This window comes from Bacteroidales bacterium (assembly GCA_029210725.1).
In the GTDB taxonomy this organism is placed as follows: Bacteria; Bacteroidota; Bacteroidia; order Bacteroidales.
Genome location: JARGFM010000005.1, coordinates 121,281 through 142,428, shown reverse-complemented (window position 1 = coordinate 142,428; position 21,148 = coordinate 121,281). Strand labels below are relative to the sequence as shown.

Annotated in this window: 15 protein-coding genes and 1 other RNA gene; 8 read left to right on the top strand and 8 right to left on the bottom strand. The window is 49.5% G+C overall.

What is annotated here, in order from left to right:
- Positions 1 to 31: 31 nt before the first annotated feature.
- Entirely contained in the window at positions 32 to 757 is a 726-nt protein-coding gene (locus tag P1P86_04505; protein ID MDF1574437.1) for an SOS response-associated peptidase, read from the bottom strand.
- A gap of 119 nt (positions 758 to 876) precedes the next feature.
- Here P1P86_04505 and P1P86_04500 point away from each other — a divergent pair, with 119 nt between their 5' ends.
- Positions 877 to 1,479 carry an LON peptidase substrate-binding domain-containing protein gene (locus P1P86_04500; GenBank protein MDF1574436.1) on the top strand — a complete coding sequence of 201 codons (603 nt, stop codon included), beginning with the start codon at positions 877 to 879 and terminating at the stop codon, positions 1,477 to 1,479.
- On the opposite strand, the gene P1P86_04495 is transcribed toward P1P86_04500, so the two are convergent.
- Complete coding sequence (locus tag P1P86_04495) at positions 1,424 to 2,266, bottom strand: LexA family transcriptional regulator (protein ID MDF1574435.1); 843 nt, start codon at positions 2,264 to 2,266, stop codon at positions 1,424 to 1,426. The two genes, P1P86_04500 and P1P86_04495, sit on opposite strands and share 56 nt — an antisense overlap.
- Positions 2,267 to 2,359: 93 nt before the next feature.
- Between P1P86_04495 and dinB the strand changes: the two genes are divergently transcribed.
- Positions 2,360 to 3,619 carry a DNA polymerase IV gene (gene dinB / locus P1P86_04490; protein ID MDF1574434.1) on the top strand — a complete coding sequence of 420 codons (1,260 nt, stop codon included), beginning with the start codon at positions 2,360 to 2,362 and terminating at the stop codon, positions 3,617 to 3,619.
- Entirely contained in the window at positions 3,620 to 6,577 is a 2,958-nt protein-coding gene (dnaE, locus tag P1P86_04485) for a DNA polymerase III subunit alpha (protein ID MDF1574433.1), read from the top strand.
- Here dnaE and P1P86_04480 read toward each other — a convergent pair.
- Complete coding sequence (locus tag P1P86_04480) at positions 6,574 to 8,802, bottom strand: RelA/SpoT family protein (GenBank protein MDF1574432.1); 2,229 nt, start codon at positions 8,800 to 8,802, stop codon at positions 6,574 to 6,576. The two genes, dnaE and P1P86_04480, sit on opposite strands and share 4 nt — an antisense overlap.
- 6 nt (positions 8,803 to 8,808) lie before the next feature.
- Entirely contained in the window at positions 8,809 to 11,085 is a 2,277-nt protein-coding gene (locus P1P86_04475; protein ID MDF1574431.1) for a tetratricopeptide repeat protein, read from the bottom strand.
- Positions 11,086 to 11,171: 86 nt separating this feature from the next.
- Here P1P86_04475 and P1P86_04470 point away from each other — a divergent pair, with 86 nt between their 5' ends.
- On the top strand, positions 11,172 to 12,773 hold the full coding sequence (locus tag P1P86_04470; protein MDF1574430.1) for an AbgT family transporter: 1,602 nt from the start codon (positions 11,172 to 11,174) through the stop codon (positions 12,771 to 12,773).
- On the opposite strand, the gene P1P86_04465 is transcribed toward P1P86_04470, so the two are convergent.
- Positions 12,774 to 13,844, bottom strand: coding sequence for a hypothetical protein (locus tag P1P86_04465; protein MDF1574429.1), 1,071 nt, complete (start codon positions 13,842 to 13,844; stop codon positions 12,774 to 12,776). It lies immediately after the preceding gene.
- 83 nt (positions 13,845 to 13,927) lie between these two features.
- Between P1P86_04465 and P1P86_04460 the strand changes: the two genes are divergently transcribed.
- From P1P86_04460 to P1P86_04450, 3 genes are read left to right on the top strand one after another with little or no spacing between them, the layout of a single operon-like run.
- Complete coding sequence (locus P1P86_04460) at positions 13,928 to 15,253, top strand: replication-associated recombination protein A (GenBank protein MDF1574428.1); 1,326 nt, start codon at positions 13,928 to 13,930, stop codon at positions 15,251 to 15,253.
- The gene (kdsA, locus tag P1P86_04455; protein MDF1574427.1) at positions 15,240 to 16,076 is read left to right on the top strand and encodes a 3-deoxy-8-phosphooctulonate synthase; all 837 of its coding nucleotides are present in this window, start codon (positions 15,240 to 15,242) and stop codon (positions 16,074 to 16,076) included. The genes P1P86_04460 and kdsA overlap by 14 nt, the downstream gene beginning before the upstream one ends.
- 27 nt (positions 16,077 to 16,103) lie before the next feature.
- Positions 16,104 to 16,820, top strand: a complete 717-nt coding sequence (locus tag P1P86_04450) for a hypothetical protein (protein MDF1574426.1) — start codon at positions 16,104 to 16,106, stop codon at positions 16,818 to 16,820.
- A gap of 1 nt (position 16,821) precedes the next feature.
- Here P1P86_04450 and rnpB read toward each other — a convergent pair.
- Positions 16,822 to 17,152: RNase P RNA component class A (gene rnpB / locus P1P86_04445), an RNA gene on the bottom strand.
- A 57-nt stretch (positions 17,153 to 17,209) separates the two neighbouring features.
- Between rnpB and P1P86_04440 the strand changes: the two genes are divergently transcribed.
- Entirely contained in the window at positions 17,210 to 18,439 is a 1,230-nt protein-coding gene (locus tag P1P86_04440) for an S-adenosylmethionine:tRNA ribosyltransferase-isomerase (GenBank protein MDF1574425.1), read from the top strand.
- Here P1P86_04440 and P1P86_04435 read toward each other — a convergent pair.
- Positions 18,416 to 19,465 (bottom strand): low specificity L-threonine aldolase, encoded by a 1,050-nt coding sequence (locus P1P86_04435; protein MDF1574424.1) that lies wholly within the window; start codon positions 19,463 to 19,465, stop codon positions 18,416 to 18,418. The two genes, P1P86_04440 and P1P86_04435, sit on opposite strands and share 24 nt — an antisense overlap.
- Positions 19,466 to 21,055 carry a C69 family dipeptidase gene (locus tag P1P86_04430; protein MDF1574423.1) on the bottom strand — a complete coding sequence of 530 codons (1,590 nt, stop codon included), beginning with the start codon at positions 21,053 to 21,055 and terminating at the stop codon, positions 19,466 to 19,468.
- Between the last annotated feature and the right edge of the window lie 93 nt (positions 21,056 to 21,148).

The following is a 21,148-nucleotide window of genomic DNA, read 5'->3' as shown; positions in this document are numbered from 1 at the left end:
TGCAATCTTGTTGATATCTATCGGGAAAACTCTAAAACAAGCTGCCCGGAGCCAGGTGAACATAGGGTTCGATCAAGCTTGGGTCTGAAGGATCTGCGTCTTTGGCAGACAGGCGTGGTGTGACTGTATGTGCTTTTAAATCAAGCTCATTACAGGCTTCCAACAGCCTCTTTCTCTGTAAGAGAGAGGGCTCTTTCTCAATCCATTCTTTCTCTGTCTCCTCTCTGAGGATTACCGGCATTCTTTTTTTGGTGTTATGAATCTTTTCCATCAGGGAATTTGCCCGGGTGGTAATAATGGAACAAGTCCTGATAATATCGCCCGACAGGGGGTCTCTCCAGTTGTCGCACAACCCGGCAAATACAAAAGGGGCTCCGTTTTTCAGGGTGATATACCACGGGACTCTCACCTTATCAAGCAGTTGCCATTCGAAAAAGCCACCTGCAATAATCAGGCAGCGTCCCCTGTTGAGTGTTTCTCTGAAGGAGGGTTTTTCCTGCAGAGTTTCCGACCTGGCATTGTAGGTGCCTTTCCTGATTCTTTCTGCCTCCTCCATGTTGCGGCACCAGCCGGGGATCAGCCCCCATTGCATCAGCTGAACCCTGGAAGAATCCTCCTGGGCGATCACGGGAATCAGGGGATTGTTGAATGCTTTGTAAAAGTAGTTGAAGTCAAACTCATACAAGGCAGAGCTATCCACCTTGAACCGCTCCTCTATGGCCCTCCTTGTAAGATGAATATCTATGGTAAAACACATATTTGCTTGTTGTCTGCTTCTTGCGCTGAAATCAGGTAATCATAAATTAAATGCTGATTGGAAAGCTAAAAGTTAAACAAATTCAAAACATGAATTGTTAAGACTTATGGTTTTACCACATGGAGCAGCAAACAGAAATATTGCCCTGTTTTCCCTTAAGTGTTTTTCTTTTCCCCGGAGAGGACATCCCACTGCATATTTTTGAGCGGCGTTACAAGCAATTAATCAGTGATATCCGTTCCCACGGAAGCACATTTGTTATTCCCTTTCTGATCGAATCGAAAATACAGGAGTTTGGTTGTGAGGTCAGCTTGAAAGATGTTGTGGCCGAAAAAGAGGACGGAAGCATGGTAATCGTTGTTGAATCGCTGGCTGTAGTTGAAATTTCCGGTTTCAGAGAGAAGCTTGAAGGTAAATTGTATTCAGGGGGAAGTATTAAACGCCTTCCCTGTGACGATCCTGTTGTAAGCCGGGAGCTCATGGAGCTGATAGACAGATACAGGGCAGAATACGATCAGGAATTCCTTCGCTCAAAACAGGATTCTGTGATTACCCGCAAAGACGTGATCATCGCCCTAAATCTTTCTTCCGATGAAAAGTACAAATTCATTTGTATGAACGGTGCTGAGCAGAGAGAAGGTTTTCTGGCAGGGCAGCTTCGATACCTTAGCCTGATCCGGAGGCAGGAGGCTCTTCTGGGGGATGATTTTGGATTGAACTGAGCATCTTCATACGTTCCATATCCTGTTTCAGGCTTGCCACTGTCCGAACAAGCTGGTTCTCCGGGATCATAGGTTCAGGGATTTCGTGACTGATAAAATGTATGAACTTCCAGATTTCCCGGATCTCGCTCACATGAATCACATAGGGTTCATAAAGCGGATTCAGGGAGTACAGGATCATCTTTCCTTCCTTTTCTATCCTGTTTTCAAGAATCTTAAAGACAATTCCCTCATCGATGGTAAGAACCACACATGCTTCCCCGGTTTTCAGCCCTTTCCAGTCCACCACGTACTCGCCGGTCACCCACGCCTTTTCGGGGATGGGGAGCATGGAGTCGCCCTGCAGCTGAAAGGTCCGGTACTTCTTCTCTCTGGAGAGAAACGGGAGCTGGAATACCTGTAGCTCACGAATGTATTCGGGATCTGCAAAGCCATTGGTATATCCGGCCTGTGCCTTCACCGGAACCAGTTCAATATTCTCCTGATTATGGGCATCGATGGTGGAGGCGAGCACCCGCAGCTTGCCGCCCTTCAGGAACACATCTTCTCCGTACTCAAGCTGTCGCAACTGGCTCTCGCCAAGTTTTGACAGATCCACTTTCAGCAGAGTATCTATGGCAATGTGGTAGTAATTTGAAAAGAGAAGGAGTATTTCAAGTCCGGGCTGTGCCACCCTGTTCTCATAACCGCTTAAGGTGGAGCGTTTCATCCGGAGCTTGACGGCCACCTCATCCTGAGTGAGATTTTTACGCTTTCTCAGTAGTTTAATATTTGAATCGAAATACATGTTAAAAGGGTATGAATGTTTGCATAAAACAGGTCCTATGATTATATTGTAATCATAATAATGATTATATTCTAATCAAATATAGTAAAAAAAATGACACGAAGTGTAGTACATATGGATCTGGATACATTTTTTGTATCTGTGGAGCGCCTGATGAACAGCTCGCTGGAAGGGAAGCCCGTGATCATTGGGGGGATATCGGACCGGGGTGTGGTGTCCAGCTGCAGTTATGAAGCCCGGCAGTTCGGAGTGCATTCGGCCATGCCCATGAAGATGGCACGCTCTCTTTGCAATGAAGCCATTGTGATCAGGGGGGATATGGATGCTTATAGCAGGCACTCAAAAATAGTTACCGAGATTATTGCAGAAGAGGCACCCATGTATGAGAAAGCATCCATTGATGAACACTATCTGGATATTACCGGAATGGACCGCTTTTTCGGCTGCATGCAGTGGACCCATGAACTCAGGCAGCGTATTATCAAAGAGACAGGTCTGCCCATCTCCTGTGGTTTGTCGGTGAACAAGACGGTTTCGAAGATTGCCACCGGCGAGGCCAAACCCAATGGGGAGATTCAGGTTGCCGATGAACATGTAAAGAGCTTCCTCTTCCCTCTTTCTATTCGAAAGATGCCCATGATCGGGAACCGCACTTTCCACCTTCTGCGGTCCATGGGTATTGCCACTATCGGTACCCTGGGGCAGATTCCCATGGAAATGATGGAGAGCCTGCTGGGAAAGAATGGTCTGGTGATCTGGAAGAAGGCCAATGGCATTGATCCGGCTCCTGTGGTCCAGTACTCTGAGCGTAAATCCATCGGGAGCGAAAGGACCTTTCAGCAGGATACCATGGATATCGCAGGGCTCGGCGATCTGCTCACCTCCATGGTAGAGAAGCTGGCTTTCCAGCTGCGGAAAGAGGAAAAACTCACCTCCATAGTGACCGTGAAGATCCGTTATTCAAATTTTGATACTCATACTCTGCAGAAGCGGATCTCATATACCTCCTTCGATCATGTGCTGATGCCTGTGGCCAGAGAGTTGTTTGACCGGCTTTATCAGCGCCGTATGTTGATACGCCTGGTGGGGCTTCGCTTCTCCGGACTGGTACGGGGTGTTCAGCAGCTGAACCTGTTCGAAGATACTTCGGAGATGGTCCATCTCTACCTGGCGCTGGACAAATTGCGCAGGCGCTATGGTTCCGATTCGATCCGGAGGGCCAGTGGCATACAGCTTTGCAACCTGGAAGAACAGATTGCCCGGTCACAGCAAGAGCTGAGCATCTCTTCTCCGGGAAACCGCCAGCAGATTGACAACCTGAAGAACCGGAGGTTCCGCTACTGGTACAGGTAAATGTATTTAAACTGTCACTCATATTATAGCCTGAGGTACGGAACCATGGCGGTGGAGACTCTGGTGGAAAATGCAGCCGGAATGGGGATCGAAACGCTGGCCCTGACCGACATCAATAATTCCACGGGTATGGTCGATTTTGTAAGAGCCTGTCAGCAGCACGGGATTCATCCCATGGGCGGGATTGAATATCGTAATGGCGACCAGTATCTTTACACAGGAATTGCCCGGAACCCGCATGGTTACAGGGAGCTGAACAGTTTTCTTTCTTATCACAACCATTCGGGGCTGCCCCTTCCCGAACGTGCCCCACCCCTGGGGGATGTATGGTTCATATACGATTTCAGCAATAATCCCTGGCAGGGAAAGAGTGCGGGGGCCAGGCTGCATGAGCAGGAGCTCATCGGGGTGAAGCCGGGGGAACTGAACAGGCTCTTCACCTCGCCCTGGAGCCGGGAGCATTCCAGACTGGTGATAAGGCATCCGGTAAGCTTTCTTCATAAAAGCGACCATACACTGCACCGCCATCTGAGGGCCATTGACCACAATATGTTGCTAAGCCAGCTAAAGCCGGGCCAGATGGCAGATGAGAGTGAAATTCTGCTCTCCCCGGATTTGTTGCGCTGTGCCTACGACGAAGCACCTCATATCCGAAGGAACACAGAAGAGCTGGTCAAGGATTGCCGGATTGATTTTGACTTTACCACGGTCAAGAACAAAAAGACCTTTACCGGGACCCCGCAGGACGACAAGGTCCTGCTGGAGAAACTGGCCATGGATGGAATGGAGTATCGCTACGGGCGCAGGAATCCGGAGGCCCTGAAGCGGATCAGGCACGAACTGGAGATTATTGACAGGCTTGGTTTCTCCTCCTACTTCCTGATTACCTGGGATGTGATCCGCTACTCCATGTCCAGGGGCTTCTACCACGTGGGACGCGGTAGCGGAGGCAACTCCATTGTGGCCTATTGTTTGCGGATCACGGATGTGGATCCCATTGATCTGGACCTTTATTTTGAGCGTTTCATCAATCCTAAAAGGACCAGCCCCCCCGATTTTGATATCGATTTTTCGTGGAAGGAACGGGATGAGGTGCTCGACTATATCTTTAAAAGGTACGGGCGCAAACATACGGCATTGATCGGGACTATCTCCACCTTCAGGGACCGCTCCATCTTCAGGGAGCTGGGCAAGGTCTACGGACTGCCCAAGGAAGAAATTGACCTGCTGGTAAAGGATCCCGGGAATGCTCTCAATGAGAATCACATTACCCGGAATATTTTTGAAGTGGGAAGCCGCCTGATGGACTTCCCCAACCTGAGAAGCATCCATGCCGGAGGGGTGCTGATCTCCGAAGAACCCCTGAGCACCTATACGGCACTGGATATGCCTCCCAAAGGGCTTCCCACCACCCAGTGGGATATGTATGTGGCCGAAACACTGGGCTTCGAGAAACTGGACATACTCAGTCAGCGGGGTATCGGGCATATTAAGGAGTGTGCAGAGATTATTCGCCGGAACCGCGGGCTGGAAGTGGATGTGCACCGGGTGGATGAGTTTAAAAAGGACCACAGGGTGCTGGAACAGCTGAAGTCGGGTGAAACCAATGGCTGTTTTTATATTGAGAGTCCGGCTATGCGCGGATTACTCACCAAACTTCGCTGTGACAGTTACCGCACCCTGGTGGCCGCCAGTTCCATCATCCGTCCGGGTGTGGCACAATCCGGGATGATGCGTGAATATATCCACAGGTTCCATCACCCCGGCTCCTTTGAATACCTCCATCCCATTATGGAAGAGCAGTTAAAGGAGACCTTCGGGGTGATGGTCTACCAGGAGGATGTGATCAGGATTTGTCACCATTTTGCCGGCCTCGACCTGGCCGATGCGGATGTGCTTCGAAGGGCTATGAGCGGGAAGTACCGGTCCCGAAAGGAATTTGACCGGATCGCGGATCGCTTTTTCGAAAATTGCCGGCAGAGGGGCTATCCCGACAGTCTGACCCGGGAGGTGTGGCGACAGATCAGCTCTTTTGCCGCTTATTCATTTTCCAAGGCCCATTCGGCCTCATTTGCGGTGGAGAGCTTCCAGTCGCTCTACCTGAAGGCCCACTATCCCCTGGAGTTCATGACTGCGGTCATCAATAATTTCGGGGGATATTACCGGACCTGGGTCTATTTTAATGAAGCACGCCGCTGGGGAGGCATTATCCACCTGCCCTGCGTCAACAGGAGCGATTATAAAACGTCCATAAGCAATAAGGATATTTTCATCGGCTTTATTCATATTCAGAGCCTGGAGCAGCTGGCAGCGGAGATAATTACCCGGGAGAGAGAGCAACATGGAGAGTATCAAAGCCTGGAAGATTTCCTGGAGCGTGTGCCCCTGGGTCTGGAGCAGGTCATTATCCTGATCCGGGTCTCTGCACTTCGCTTTACCGGGAAGAGCAAAAAAGAGCTGCTGTGGGATGCCCATCTGCTGCTTGGAAAGCGCAGGAAAAGGGACCTTGTGAGAGAATTATTTCCGGTGCAGAAGCGGGAATTCACCCTGCCCGGACTGGAGCAGACCTCTCTGGAGAACAGTTACGATGAGCTGGAAATCCTCGGATTTACAGTGAGTATCCCCGCTTTTGAGCTGCTTCAGACTAGTTTTAGGGGAGAGATACTTTCGCATCAGATGATGGGAAAGGTGGGCAAAAAGGTGCGCATGATCGGGAATCTGGTAACGGTGAAGCACGTGCGTACCAAACAGAAGCAATGGATGAACTTCGGCACTTTTCTGGATGTGGAAGGTGAATTTTTTGATGTGGTCAACTTTCCTGATTCCCTGAAGCGTTACCCTTACCGGGGGGACGGCATTTACCTGCTTTATGGTGAAATTACAGAAGAGTTCGGATTTCCCGGGATGACTGTCGAAAAGATGGCCAGGCTCCCTTACAAACCCGATCCCCGTTATTAAGCATCCAGCCTTTTGATATTCAGGATTCCCTTCACTTTTTTCAATTTACGAACAAGAGCTTCCAGGTGCCGGGTGTCTTTTACCTGCAGGGTGATACTCCCTTCGAACATCCCGTCATTAGAATCAATGGAGATGGAACGCATATTTACCTGGAGGTCCCTGGAGATTACATCTGAAATATTGCTGACGATTCCCAGCTCATCCAATCCGGTAATCAGGAGGGTCACCGGGAAAAAAGCCCCTTTCTCACTGTTATTCCAGCGGGCTTTCACGACTCTGTATCCATAGCGCGAGAGCATTTGTTGTGCATTGGGACAGTTGGTCCGGTGGATGGTGATCCCTGAACTGATGGTTACAAAGCCAAAAATGGCATCCCCCAGTATGGGATTGCAGCAGGGGGCCAGTTTATACTCCACATTGGACAACTTATCATCGATTACCAGGAAATCTCCGGAATTTATGGAGGCTGTCTTAGCCAAGCGATCCAGCGCCTCCTCTTCAATCTTTTCAGGTCTGATTTCAGCTGCTTTCTCAACGCTTGTAAGCAATTCCTTAATCTGACGAAGTTCAATCCGGTCGGTGGCCACATCAAAATAGAGGTCTATGGCATCCCGGTACTTAAAATGCTTGATCACCTTACGGATACTGCTGTCGTTAAATTCAACCTTCCAGTTCCTGAATCTTCTTTTAAGGATCTCCTTACCGTGTTCCGCCTCTTTCAGTTTCTCCTCTTTAAGGGCTACTTTAATTTTCCCTTTGGCTTTGGAGGTAACCACCACATTGAGCCAGTCCATTTTTGGTTTCTGGTTTTTGGAGCGCAGGATCTCCACCTTATCTCCGTTTTTCAAGCGATAGCGGATGGGCACATTCTTATTATTGACCCGGGCTCCCACACAGGAGGCTCCCACATCTGTATGAATATCAAATGCAAAGTCCAGTACCGTGGCGTTCTCCGGAAATTTTTTCAGATCTCCGTGGGGGGTGAATACAAATATTTCCTTACTGAACTGACTCAACTGCAAATCCTCCATAAGATTGGAGGGGTCTAGTTCCGAGTTCTCAAGAGTCTCCCGGACCCGCCCGATCCACTGGTCTATGCCGGCCTGGCCCTTAATGCCTTTATATTTCCAGTGAGCAGCCAGTCCCTTCTCTGCAATCTCATTCATACGGGCAGTTCTGATCTGCACCTCCACCCATTCTCCTCCCGGAACCACCACAGTGGTATGAAGAGATTCATATCCATTGGACTTGGGAGCAGATATCCAGTCGCGCAAACGTTCCGGATTGGGCTGATAGTGGTCCGTGATTATGCTGTAAACCCGCCAGCAATCGGCTTTCTCCTTTTTAAGAGGGGTGTCGATAATGACCCGTATGGCAAACTTATCATAGACCTCTTCAAATTCCACCTTCTGCTTCCGCATTTTTCGCCAGATAGAGGAGATGGCTTTGGGCCTTCCTTTAATTTCCACCTTGAATTTCTCCCGGTCCAGGTCCTCTTTCAGGGGTTGAATAAATTCACGGATAAAGCGGTTCCTGCGCTGGGTGGATGCTTTCAGTTTTCGGGAAATGGAATCGTATGCCTCCTTTTCAAGGATGCTCATGGAAATATCTTCCATTTCCGACATCACGTTATACAGCCCCAGCCTGTGAGAAAGAGGAGAATAAATAAACCGCGATTCACAGGAAAGCTCGATCTGCTCCTTTTCATTCAGGATTTCCATCTGCCGCATCAGGTACAGCCTTTCCGCGATTTTCAGGAGAATCACTCGGAAGTCTGTGGCCAGGGTCAGAATCAGGTTCCGCATATTTTCGGCCTGTCCCTGGTTGGTGGTGGTGTCCAGCTTGCTGATTTTCAATACCTCGTCGATCACGGTGGCCGTCCTTTTTCCCACGCCGGAAGCAAGCTCCTCCAGGGATACCTGGTTCAATTCCACAGCATGCAGCAAGAGTGCCGCAGAGACCCCGATGGCATCCAGACCGAGTTCTTTGACGGTCATCTGAGCCATTCCCGCTGAAAACTTAAGCAGGTAAATCCCTTTGTATTGATACTTTTCACTGCTATGGGAGAGCAGAAACTCAAAAGATCTTTTGATCAGCGCCAGAGACTTTTTATCATATTCACTGACACATGCCCGCATCAGTCTCCTGTAGTGCGAAAGAATTTCCTTCCGAAGAGTTAAGGAATATGTTTCAATGATATCCATGCAGAGCTCCTTGCCTGGCAAAAATAGTCAATTTATGCAGGGAATTACAACTTCGAAGGTGGAGCCTTTATTGGCTTCACTGCTTATGTTCAGCTTTCCATGGTGAATTTTTGTAAATTCCTGGACCAGGATCAGGCCCATGCCCGCTCCCTTTTCATTGGCAGTCCCCCGGCGCGAAACGCCACCATTAGAGAGAACCTTCCGAACATCCTCCTCACTCATTCCTGTGCCCTGATCGCTTACCCGGAAGTAAGTCATGCCATCCACCCTTTTAAGTCCGACGGTAATTCTCCCTCCCGGCCTGGAAAACTTAATGGCATTGGAAATCAGATTTCTATAAATGGTTTCCATCATGATCCTGTCGACATAACAGCTAATGATCCCATCCAACTCCCTGGAAAATTCGAGATCCTTGTTTTGGGCGCTTTCGCTGTAAAGGGAAAGGACATTGCTGACCAGCGTATTGAGTTTTACCTCTTCCGGGTGGTAATTGGATGCCCCTTCTTCAATGCATGACCAGTGCAGGAGGTTCTCCAGCAATTCCAGGGAGTAAGAGGCGGAATTTTTCAGGTTTCCCAGCAGGCGTTTCCGGTTAATCTCCACTTTTTTTTCCCCTTCTATCCGGTTCAGCACCTCCACCGTGGTCAGCTGGTTCCCGATGGTTCCCCGGAGGTCATGAGCAATAATCGACATCATTCTGTCCTTGGTCTTGTTTATCTGGTCCAGTTTCAGGTTCTGCCTGGTAATGACCAGGTTCTTTTCTTCCAGTTTGCGCGAAGTTTTCCTGTTTCGACGCATGAAGTACAGGACAAGTAAAAATCCAAGCAAAAGTACAGAGGCAACGATCAGAATGGAGTAAAATACAGTGGTTCTTTTACGGACCAGAGCCTGGTCGAGGTTAGATTGTATCCTCAGGTTTTCATTCTCCTGCTGAAGCACTCTCGAACGCATTCTGAACTCCATCTCCATAGCGGCTTTGGAACTGGCTTCATCAATCAGGCTGTCATTATAGCTGTGATGGGCAATGGCAAACTGGTAGGCCGACTTGTAATCACCCTGTTCAACAGCGATATCTTTTTTGATTTGATAGCCCTTGGCGATATACTCCATCGCTCCGATCTTTTCAGCAATTTCCAGGGCCATATCGGTCATCCTGGCCGACTCGCCAAACTGTCCCTGTTTCAGCGCACTAAATCCAAGCCCCAGGTAGCACCTGATAAGACCATCCTGGTCTTTCAGCTCCTGTTTTGCCGGGATCGCCCTGTTAAACAGTACTATGGCTTCGTCATGCTCAGCCATGACAGTGCGGATATCAGCCAGATGGATGTAGCAGTTGGAAATAGCTCTCTGATCTCCCAATTCGGTTTTTATGTCCATTCCCTGCTGAACGTATTCTAGTCCCCTTTCTGCTTCCCCCATTTCCGCATAGTTGGTTCCAATGTTAATCAGGCAGTTTGATATCTGAACCGGGTCATTAAGCAAGTTGCTGACTTTCAGGGAACGCTGGTAAAGGTTCAGCGCTTCTTCATAGTTGCCCAGTTTGTTCTGCACAACTCCAGAATTTGCCAGGCAAAGAGAAATATTATGCTGTTGATTATGACGGATCGCAATCTCCAGGGCTTTATTGAAGTATTCCAGGGCCTGATTGTAGCTGCCCAGATAAACAAAGAGGTTGCCCATATTGATATATGCCTGGGAAATGTCATAAGCGTTGCGAACAGAATCCAGGTAAACCACGGACTCCTGGTATACCGAAAGAGCCTCCACATAATTACCTCTGTTCTTGTATATGATTCCCATATTGTTCAGGCAGCGGCTGATTCCGATTTGATGATTCTTTCTTTTGTAGTAATCCAGGGCTGTCTGATAGTGGTTCATGGCCTCTGTAAATTCCGACCGGAACAGATGGACATTCCCTATCTCTTTGACCATCTCGAAGTAACTCAACTGATCTCCGGCTTCATTGAAACAGGCCAGGGCCCGATCGTAGATCAGGAGGGCCTGATCATAGAGTCCGCTCCTTGATTTTATCTTCCCGAGTGTTTTATAATAGACTCCCAATCCTTCAACATCCCCGAGTTCTTCGGCAATCGCCCTGCCTTTTTCCAGGCAGGAAAATGAAAGCAGGGTATCTGCCGCTCCCACCTCTTCAGCCAGCTCAAACAGAAGCCTGGAGCGGGTCGAGTCAGCTATATCAGCTTCGAGGGCGGCTTTCAGGCTGTCGCGCAGATCCTGGTCTGCAGCCGGTAACTGAGCGTATGTAATAAGCAGAAGAAGTATGGAAAGGATGCGAAACAGGAGCATAGGACAAGAATTATGGTGGATAAATTTAAGAAATTTTATTCCCTTCGAAATTTTCATTGATATTTGTAAACTTAAAACAGGCGCTTATGGCCAGAAAAAAAGTGATCCCTCATACTTACGTGATTGTATTTGCCTTTATCGCGGCAGCTGCATTGTCAACCTGGATCTTACCGGGAGGCGAGTTTGAAAGGGAAAACGTGAATGTCAATGGAACCATGCGGGAGGTTATTGTGGAAGGATCGTTCCATGAAGCCGAGAAACATCCCCAGACCTGGCAGGTATTCAGCGCTCTGTTTGACGGATTTGCCGGTAAAGCGGATATCATTGTTTTTATTCTGATCATTGGAGGGGCTTTCTGGATCATGAATGACAGCAAAGCCATCGACGTAGGCATACAGTCCTTCCTGAAGCGAAGCAGGCGACTGGAGCGGAGGAGCTTTTTCAGGTGGCTGGGGGTTGATAATCTGATCATCACTCTGATTATGCTGATATTCAGTATTTTTGGAGCAACTTTTGGAATGAGTGAAGAGACTATTGCCTTTATAATCATTTTTGTACCCCTCTCTATTTCAATGGGTTACGACTCCATTGTTGGTTTAAGCATGTGCTTCGTGGGAGCCGGGCTGGGATTTGCCGGAGCATTGCTGAATCCCTTTACCATAGGCATCGCTCAGGGACTTTCAAGCCTGCCTCTTTTTTCAGGAATTGAATACAGACTTTTTGTCTGGTTCGCCATAAATTTCACAGGAATAGCCTGGGTGTTGCGTTACGCAGCGCGGATCAGGAAGAGACCCGAAGCCTCCCACGTTTATGAAACAGACAGCTACTGGAGGGAAAAAAAAGGAGTTGATCTGGAACAAATGGAATACCATACTCCCATCATGGCCTGGATCACATTTATCGTTCTGCTGGCCGGCATGACGGTCTTTGCCATCCTGGAACCCCAGTCCACCCTGCGGATTGGCAACAGGGAATATACCTTTGTGTTTCTTCCTGTTTTCGCCGGCCTGTTTGCTGTTTCAGGGATTCTGACCCTCCGTAAATCGGTTCATTTCTTTATATTGAATATGCTGCTCTTTACTATTTTTTACCTGATCGTAGGGGTAATGGGCTATGGCTGGTTCGTAAAGGAAATTGCCACCCTGTTCCTGGTGATGGGTATTTTTTCGGGAATGGCTATGAACAAAAGTGCGAATCAGATTACAAAACTGTTTATTGAGGGGATGCGCGATATTCTCTCAGCTGCAGTGGTAGTCGGACTTGCGGGAGGGATTCTGGTCATACTTGAGGACGGGAAGGTGATTGATTCCATGCTGTATAATATCGCCCGCTCCATGCAGGAATTTGGAAGACTGGCATCGGTGAGTATGATGTATATGATCCAGACCCTGATCAATATCGTGATACCCAGCGGATCTGCAAAGGCGGCACTGACCATGCCCATCATGTCCCAGTTTTCCGACCTGATCGGAGTGTCCCGCCAGGCCACCGTAATGGCTTTTCAACTGGGCGATGGTTTCACCAACATGATCACTCCCACCTCTCCGGTATTAATCGGTGTACTGGGAGTGGCTAAGATTCCCTATGAAAAGTGGCTCAAATGGGTCCTGCCTTTTATGGCCATCCTGATTGTGCTGGGTTGGCTCCTGCTGATCCCAACGGTCACCATGGACCTGAACGGCTTCTGATTATCTGAAACTGATTCCGACTCCCACCGACTGGGTGGCATAGAGGGTATAGGTAAAATCGTAATGTAAAGTCAGCACACCCAGTTTAATCCTGGCTCCCACATTCATTCGCAGGTTGTTGAAGTTTTTATAGTGGGTTTCAATAGGGTTTTCCAGTATTTCGTAAGTAACTCTTCCGAAATCGGGACTGGACTCATCGAGGATGACCGAATGGATGGGATAGTGACCCTCCATCAGTAAATCCACGCTGGAGCTGGCATAGCCAATGCCCTGGTAGAAAGAGATAATGGGAAGGGTCTGCGAGGCAATCAGGTTAACGGTCCACCCTTCCACTTTCTGGGTTAAAAACTGGTCGTCCCAGTCAAAATCGGGGTAGTTATCCACCTCTACAATGGACTGGGGTTCGACCACCACATGAACCGATGAGGTCACTTTTGTATAGCCACCCTGCACCGAGATATCGAGGAATTTAAGTTTGTTTATAAAAGGGAGCCACTGGGAGATGGAGTGTTTCCCTCCCACTCCCCACAGACCGATCTCTCCGTAATCCTTATAGCCTATGTTGGGCACAAAACGGGCCGAAACATCCGTTCCAAAGGGAAGCCCAACAGTCAGTTGCGCCATGGGAAGCGGAATAAAATCAACTCCCGCACCATCGGGCACCCTGAAGCTGGAATACTCGATCTCCTCGATATTTCCTCCACCCAGGTCGAGCACCTCGCTGTATGAAATCCGGGGACGCTCTTCCTGTTCGCCTGCAATTGTCGGAGCCATGGTGCCCGGATTTGGATCCACGGTTCCATTCAGGTCCAGGACTCCCAGGTCATAGGAGAGGGCTGAAGCCGGTGCTTTGGCCCAGCTTACCGTGGCGGTTACATCCAGGCCTCCGAGCTTATGCGGCCTGGCTGTATTGTACCATCCGGCATTCAGGTCCGATCCCAGTATGTTGGCATAGGGTTTCAGGTACTCCTGCAGGATAATCTCCGCATCTTCAACGCCCCCGTAGATGAAATCCAGGGAGAGGGGCTGCGACAAAAGGGGGTTCCATAAAGCTCCTAAAATAATTGCCATCCATATCCGGCATTGTCTGTTGATTCGTTTCATCATATTCTGCTTTACTTTCGCGTCAAAAATAAAAAAAACTAAATTTGCATATGTCTCCTGCGTTTCAGTTTCCCAACCAGCCCCTTGCCGATCGAATGCGTCCAAACAGACTGGACGACTACATCGGACAGGAACATCTGGTGGGCTCTAATGCAGTTATACGCAAAATGGTGCTCTCGGGTTCGCTCAGTTCATTTATTCTTTGGGGACCTCCTGGTGTGGGAAAAACTACTCTGGCCAGTATAATCTCCAAACAGCTGGATCGTCCTTTTTACAGCTTGAGTGCCGTTCAGTCTGGCGTTAAGGATGTTAGGGAAACCATAGAGAAGGCTAAGAAGAACCAGTTTTTCAATAAGCCGAATCCGGTCCTGTTTATCGATGAAATACACCGTTTCTCAAAATCCCAGCAGGATTCCCTGCTGGGTGCGGTGGAGCAGGGCATAGTTACCTTAATTGGAGCTACCACCGAAAATCCTTCTTTTGAAGTGATCTCTCCACTGCTCTCCCGCTGTCAGGTCTACATCCTGAATCCTCTATCCAGGGAGAACCTGGAGACCCTGCTCCAAAGAGCGCTGGATAAGGATCCTTATTTGAAGAAACTGAAAATCGTGATCCTGGAAAACAAAGCCATGCTTAAGTATTCTGGCGGAGATGCCAGGAAACTGCTTAATACCCTGGAGGTGGTGGTTAAATCGGAAAGCTCCGGGGAAGAGTTCAGCGAAGAGCATGTTCTGGAGATCACCGATGAGATAGTCACCGATCGCTTACAGGAGAACATGGCCATCTATGATAAGAGCGGCGAGATGCACTATGATATTATCTCTGCATTTATCAAATCGATCCGTGGCAGTGATCCGGATGCAGCGGTTTACTGGCTGGCCCGGATGCTTGCTGGTGGCGAGGATGTGAAATTCATCGCCCGGAGGCTGGTGATACTGGCTTCTGAGGATATCGGACTTGCCAATCCCAATGCGCTGTTAATGGCTGCCAGCTGCTTTCAGGCCGTGCATATGATCGGGATGCCTGAGGCCCGGATCATCTTATCGGAAACCAGCATTTATCTGGCTGCATCTCCGAAGAGTAATTCTGCCTATGCCGCCATTAACGCAGCCCTGCGGCAGGTAGAACAATCGGGGGATCTTCCGGTGCCTCTCCATTTAAGGAATGCCCCGACATCTCTGATGAAGGAGCTTGGTTACGGGAAAGACTACCAGTATGCTCACGATTACGAAGATCACTTTGTAAGGGAGAATTATCTCCCGGAGGATCTGAAAATGAAACAATTCTACCAGCCGGGACAGAACCCGAGAGAGGAAGAGATGCTCAAGAGGCTCAGCAGGCTGTGGAAAGAGAAAAAAAGCTATGATAACAAATAATGAACTTAGAGAAGTGATCCCCTCCCTCCGGAGTTATGACAGAGAAGGTTTTTTGTTAATTGCGGGGCCCTGTGTGGTGGAAGGAAGGGATATGGTCATGCAGATAGCGGAGCATATCAGCCTTTTGTGTGAGAAATACCAATTGCCTGTTGTGTTTAAGGCCTCCTACCGGAAAGCCAACCGATCGCGACCGGACTCCTTTACAGGAATCGGGGATGAACGGGCCCTGCAGATTCTGAAGGAAGCGGGGGAGCAATTTGCTTTACCGGTAATCACGGATGTTCATAGCCCGCAAGAAGCGAAAATGGCCGCTGAATTTGTGGATGTGCTCCAGGTTCCGGCCTTTCTTTCCAGACAGACAGACCTGCTGGTGGCATGTGCCAGGACCAATTGCGCCGTATCTATAAAAAAAGGACAGTTTCTTTCCCCTGAATCCATGAAGTTTGTTGTGGATAAGGTGGTGGAAGCGGGCAATAATAAGGTCCTGATCACTGAAAGGGGCACCACCTTCGGATATCAGGACCTGGTGGTTGACTTCAGGGGGATCCCGGTCATGCAGCAATTCGGACATCCGGTTATCCTGGATGTTACCCATTCGCTACAGCAACCCAATCAGTCCGGAGGGGTAACAGGAGGCAGGCCGGAATTAATTGAAAGCATGGCCAGGGCAGGGATTGCTGTGGGTGCTGATGGTATATTTCTGGAAACCCACCCCGATCCTTCCAGGGCAAAATCGGACGGTGCCAATATGCTTCAGATGGCTTATCTGGACGATTTGTTAAGAAAACTGACACTGCTTAGAGATATTGTATTAAATATGTAAATTTGATCATAACCAAAATTTTTTCCCATGCGCAGACTATTTATTTCTTTCGCCATTGCTGTATTTGCAATTTCCCTGTCCGCACAGGACCTGGATAGGATACTTAACGATCATTTCAAGGCTTCCGGCCAGGAGAAAATGTCAAAAATAAGTTCTGTTTCCATCAGCGGCAAAAACACCCTGGTTGCCATGGGAATGGAAACTGGAATCAAACTCTTTCAGGCCAGACCACACAAGCTCCGGATGGAAACAGATTTTGCCGGCTCAAAGATTATCCAGACTTACAATGGCACTACAGGCTGGATGTATGCACCGGCCATGGGAATCAGTCAGCCACAGGAGCTCGGCACCCAGGAACTTAAGTCCATTATAAATCAGGCTGAAATAGACAGTCCGCTTTGGGACTATAAGGCAAAAGGGAGTACCGTCGAGTTGCTGGGATCCACCGATGACGGGTCTGCTTTTATGATTAAAATCACCAAAGCGGAGGGAGATGAGCTGATCGTATGTATCTCAAAGGAAACCTCCCTGATATCCAAGCTGATGATGACCCAGATGGCCAATGGCATGGAGACCGAGATCGAGATGGAGATGAAAGATTATAAAGAGGTGAAGGGCATTCCCACCGCTCACTATATGGCTACGAAAATGGCGGGACAGGTGGTCAGCACCATTACGTTCGAATCGGTCGAATACAATAAGACCCTGGATGACTCTCTCTTTGAGAAGCCGGTTATTGAGTAAAAAATGCAGTAGTTGTTAAGCCAGGTTCTGTATCCCGCCAGTGCAGGATGCCTGTCATTTTTCTAAGCGGCCTACCCCCCGGCAGTAGCGGGTAGCTTTTATAACGCCGGTATACATGGCCTTTCAGCCCGCAGGACAAACAGCTGTAAGGATTACCCCTTACACTGGTGGGCTCTTACCCCACCTTCTCACCCTTACCCCGTGACGAGGCGGTTATTTTCTTCTTTGTACCCATGCCTTCACAGACATCTGTTTTTCAACAGTGCGGCACCCTGAGCTGCCCGGACTTTCCTCCACAGGCCGAAGCCTGCAGCGACAGGATCAACTACTGCAAAATTTCATAAGAACTATGCAAAAATAGTTAATTTTGCCGAGATCATACACGAAACATGGCTGAGCCATCTACTATCTTTCTTGAAAATTTCAAATATGAACTGCCCGATTCCAGGATAGCCAGATATCCCCTCCCGGACCGTTCCGCTTCAAAATTGCTGCTCTATAAGGGGGAAAACATTTCTCAGACCCGTTTCAGTCATTTGCCGGAACACCTGCCGGCTGACTCCTGGCTGGTCTTTAACAACACCCGGGTGATTCAGGCCCGTCTTATTTTCCGGAAGGAAAGCGGAGCCCGCATTGAAATCTTCTGCCTGGAACCCTGTGATCCGGCCGATTATCAGCTGGCCTTTCTGGCAAAGCATTCAGCCACCTGGCACTGTCTGGTCGGAAATGTAAAGAAATGGAAAAGCGGACCGGTATCCCTGGAGACAGGCATCAGGGGCAGAGTGGTCATGCTGGAGGCCCATCTATTGGAAAGGCACGGAGAAGGATTTTTGGTTCAGTTCCGATGGCAGGATCCGGAGATCACCTTCGGGGAGATTATAGAGCAATCCGGAAGCACCCCCATCCCACCCTATATGAAGCGGGAGGCAGAAGAGAGCGACAGGGAGCGCTACCAGACCGTATACAGCGTGAATAACGGCTCTGTGGCTGCTCCAACAGCTGGTTTGCACTTCAGCGGAGAGCTGATCCGGCAGCTGGAGAGCCGGAGGATTCTTATGGAACATATTACCCTTCATGTGGGTGCTGGCACCTTTGTGCCTGTAAAAGAGAAGAATGCCAGGGATCACTCCATGCATTCGGAACTGGTGGTGGTGACCCGGAAGTTCCTGAAACGGTGGTTGAAAAGAACACGGGGCCTGGTCGCCGTAGGCACCACCAGCACACGCAGCCTGGAATCCCTCTACTGGCTGGGAGTAAAGTTTCTGGTCGGGCCCCAGTCCGATCCCTTCTCCCTGTCCCTTGCCCAATGGGATCATGAGCAGCTTCCACAGGAGATATCCCTTCCGGAAAGTCTTGAAGCAGTGATTGCTTACTGTAAGTTGCACAATCTGGAGCAGTTGCACTTCACCACCAATCTGATGATTGTACCCGGCTACCGGTTCAGAACCATTGAAGGACTGATTACCAATTTCCATATGCCTGGCAGCACCCTGCTTTTGCTGATTGCCGCCTGGATCGGTGAGGACTGGCGAAAGGTATATGACTATGCTTTGAAAGAGAACTTCAGGTTCCTGAGCTACGGGGACAGTTCCCTGTTAATCCCCCCCTTTGAGCAATGAACTGAGCAGGGACGTAAAGCGGTCAATATCCTCTTCCGTGGTGTCAAAGGAACACATCCATCTCACTTCTGACCGTTCTTCATCCCACATGTAGAAAAAGAACTCCTGCTGCAGTTCCGGGATTATCCGCGCAGGAATCCTTGCGAAAACCGCATTGGATTCCACCGCCTGTGTGACTTCCACCCCTGGCAGGTCTTTAACGGCTTCATACAGTTTCTTAGCCATCCGGTTGGCGTGCCTGGCGTTCTCTTTCCAGAGATCATGCTCCAGAAATGCACTGAACTGGGCAGCAATATAACGCATTTTTGAAGCCAGCTGCATTCCCTGCTTCCGCCGGTATTTAAAATCTTCGCAAAGGGCTTTATTGAAAAATATAACGGCCTCACCGTACATCATCCCATTCTTGGTTCCTCCGAAAGAAAGCACATCCACTCCTGCCCCGCCGGTCATCTCGTAAAAGCCGCAGTCGAGCGATATGGCTGCATTACTGATCCTGGCTCCGTCCATATGAAGCAGCATTCCCTGCCCGTGGGTGTACCTGGCAAGCTCTTTGATCTCGTTTATGGAATAGACCGTCCCCATCTCGGTCGACTGGGTGATGGAGACCACTTTGGGCTGCACGTGGTGCTCAAAGCCGATTCCATGCATAAAAGAAGCGATTTTATCTGTGGTCAGTTTTCCGTCCGGCGTATGACAGGTCAGTAATTTACACCCTGAAAACTTTTCCGGGGCTCCGCATTCATCCACGTGAATATGTGCAGTATCGGGACAGATCACCGCATGATAGGGCTGGGTAATGCTGGAAAGACCCAGTACATTCGCGGCCGTGCCGATAAAGACAAAAAAGTGTTCTGCCTCCTCACCGAAAACCAATCTGAGAGCGGCCTTCGCCTGTTCTGTGTATGGATCATCCCCGTAGGCGATCACATGGCCACCATTCACTTCTCCTAGTGCTTGCAGGATCCGGGGATGTACCCCTGCATTGTTATCGCTTGCAAATCCGCGACGATTGACAGGACTTTTCATCTAAAATTTTTCATCATACCTGGTCCACAACATATCTCCCAGTTCCCAGGCTTTCTCCACCACCCGGTTGCCCCAGTCCATGGTATGGCTGGTCAGATAATTTATCAGCTCTTCTCTTTCCCCCTTCCGGTGGAGCTCAAGGGCCTGCTTTTCGAAGGAAGCCTGCCCCACAAACAGTTCACTCTGCCATTGATCCCAAACCTCGTTTACATCGTAACGCATTTCTCCCCATCGCTGGGCCGTAAGTGTTCCCAGGCGGTTAAAGGCCCACCAGGCAGATTCCCGGGTGTATCCATGAGGACGGCCCGGAGTTTTATAGGATGCCGGCAGATCACTTCCGCAGCAGTAAACAGGCACATAAATGGAAGTGGCCACATTGTCCTGTGCCAGCCATACCACCCCTCCGATCTCATTCGGCAGCCAGTCGCGGCACTGGATGATGGTGGCATACATGGTATACCAGCGGGCGATGGTTCTCTCTCCTCTCCATCCCCATCCCCCGTTTATCCGGAAAAGCTTGTTCATATCATAAGGAAGATGTGGATTGGCCAATGGAGAGATGACGCTCCTGCCCTGCTCATCGGTGACCAGCATATCTTTGGTCATATCAAAAGGGGTTCCCTCGTAGTAGTCAGAGAATACCCTCCGGAGATCTGCCAGGGATACCAGGGTATCGGGCTTTACAGAAAAAGGGTAGTTCTCAGCATTGGGATCCAGTTTCATGGAAGGTGCGAGCAGATCAAATACCCTCCACTCTCTTCTTCTTGCTGCCAGCGAGGTCCGGCTTTCGGGGGCATACACATAAGAGAAACGGAAAGGCTCTCCTTCCTTCCACCATCCGGCTTCGGCAGCCAGACTGAAAATATTCTCACTGGCCATAAAGTGGTCCCTGTCCTCCAGATCAATCTCCTTGATGGTGCTGGCATTGGCATTAACAGCCACGTGTTCGTCAGGGACCCTCTGGGCCGCCCACACGGAACCGGTCTTCCCTTTTCCCTGTCCCAGGATCTCCAGATGCCAGACCTCGTTCTTATCCGCAATGGTCAGGCACTCCCCGTAATCGTTCCAGCCATATTTTTCCGTAAGCTCACCGGCCAGTTCAATGGCTTCCCGGGCACTTTTGCATCGCTCCAGCATCAGACGGCAGAGCCTCTGGCAGTCGATAAGACCTTCTTCGGACTTCAGCTCCTCCCTGCCTCCGAAGGTGGACTCTCCAATCCCCAGCTGGTGCTGGTTCATGGAGGGGTAGGCTGTATTCAGGAACTGGTAGGTCTCCCTGACCTGCGGAATCTCTCCAATGGGCACGTGACCATAAGTGGGCATAGCGAAGGAGTCACAGGCGACCCGGCGATACATAGTAGTGGTGAAATCGCGGGGATGGCTGGCAGCGGGGACCACATCCATCCAGGAACGCGTACGATGGCTGTCATCGGTATGGGAGGTGATCACGGAGCCATCAGCTGTGGCCCTTTTTCCTGCCGTAACGGAGGTGCATCCATCTGCATATCCCCCTTCCCAGTCGGGATGCTGAGCAGGAACCAGGGTGGACAAAAAAAGAAAAACAACGAAGAAAGGTGAATGAATTTTCATACAATATTTACTTATAAAGAGAGTTACGAATATAGTCATATACTCTAAGAGAACCGCTCCATATGCACCATTTTTACTTTCTTTGCTGTCACA

Coding starts and splice junctions, on each gene's coding strand:
- P1P86_04505 (MDF1574437.1), bottom strand. CDS start 757: ATGTGTTTTACCATAGATATTCATCTTACAAGGAGGGCCATAGAGGAG.
- P1P86_04500 (MDF1574436.1), top strand. CDS start 877: ATGGAGCAGCAAACAGAAATATTGCCCTGTTTTCCCTTAAGTGTTTTT.
- P1P86_04495 (MDF1574435.1), bottom strand. CDS start 2,266: ATGTATTTCGATTCAAATATTAAACTACTGAGAAAGCGTAAAAATCTC.
- dinB (MDF1574434.1), top strand. CDS start 2,360: ATGACACGAAGTGTAGTACATATGGATCTGGATACATTTTTTGTATCT.
- dnaE (MDF1574433.1), top strand. CDS start 3,620: ATGTATTTAAACTGTCACTCATATTATAGCCTGAGGTACGGAACCATG.
- P1P86_04475 (MDF1574431.1), bottom strand. CDS start 11,085: ATGCTCCTGTTTCGCATCCTTTCCATACTTCTTCTGCTTATTACATAC.
- P1P86_04470 (MDF1574430.1), top strand. CDS start 11,172: ATGGCCAGAAAAAAAGTGATCCCTCATACTTACGTGATTGTATTTGCC.
- P1P86_04465 (MDF1574429.1), bottom strand. CDS start 13,844: ATGGCAATTATTTTAGGAGCTTTATGGAACCCCCTTTTGTCGCAGCCC.
- P1P86_04460 (MDF1574428.1), top strand. CDS start 13,928: ATGTCTCCTGCGTTTCAGTTTCCCAACCAGCCCCTTGCCGATCGAATG.
- kdsA (MDF1574427.1), top strand. CDS start 15,240: ATGATAACAAATAATGAACTTAGAGAAGTGATCCCCTCCCTCCGGAGT.
- P1P86_04450 (MDF1574426.1), top strand. CDS start 16,104: ATGCGCAGACTATTTATTTCTTTCGCCATTGCTGTATTTGCAATTTCC.
- P1P86_04440 (MDF1574425.1), top strand. CDS start 17,210: ATGGCTGAGCCATCTACTATCTTTCTTGAAAATTTCAAATATGAACTG.
- P1P86_04435 (MDF1574424.1), bottom strand. CDS start 19,465: ATGAAAAGTCCTGTCAATCGTCGCGGATTTGCAAGCGATAACAATGCA.
- P1P86_04430 (MDF1574423.1), bottom strand. CDS start 21,055: ATGAAAATTCATTCACCTTTCTTCGTTGTTTTTCTTTTTTTGTCCACC.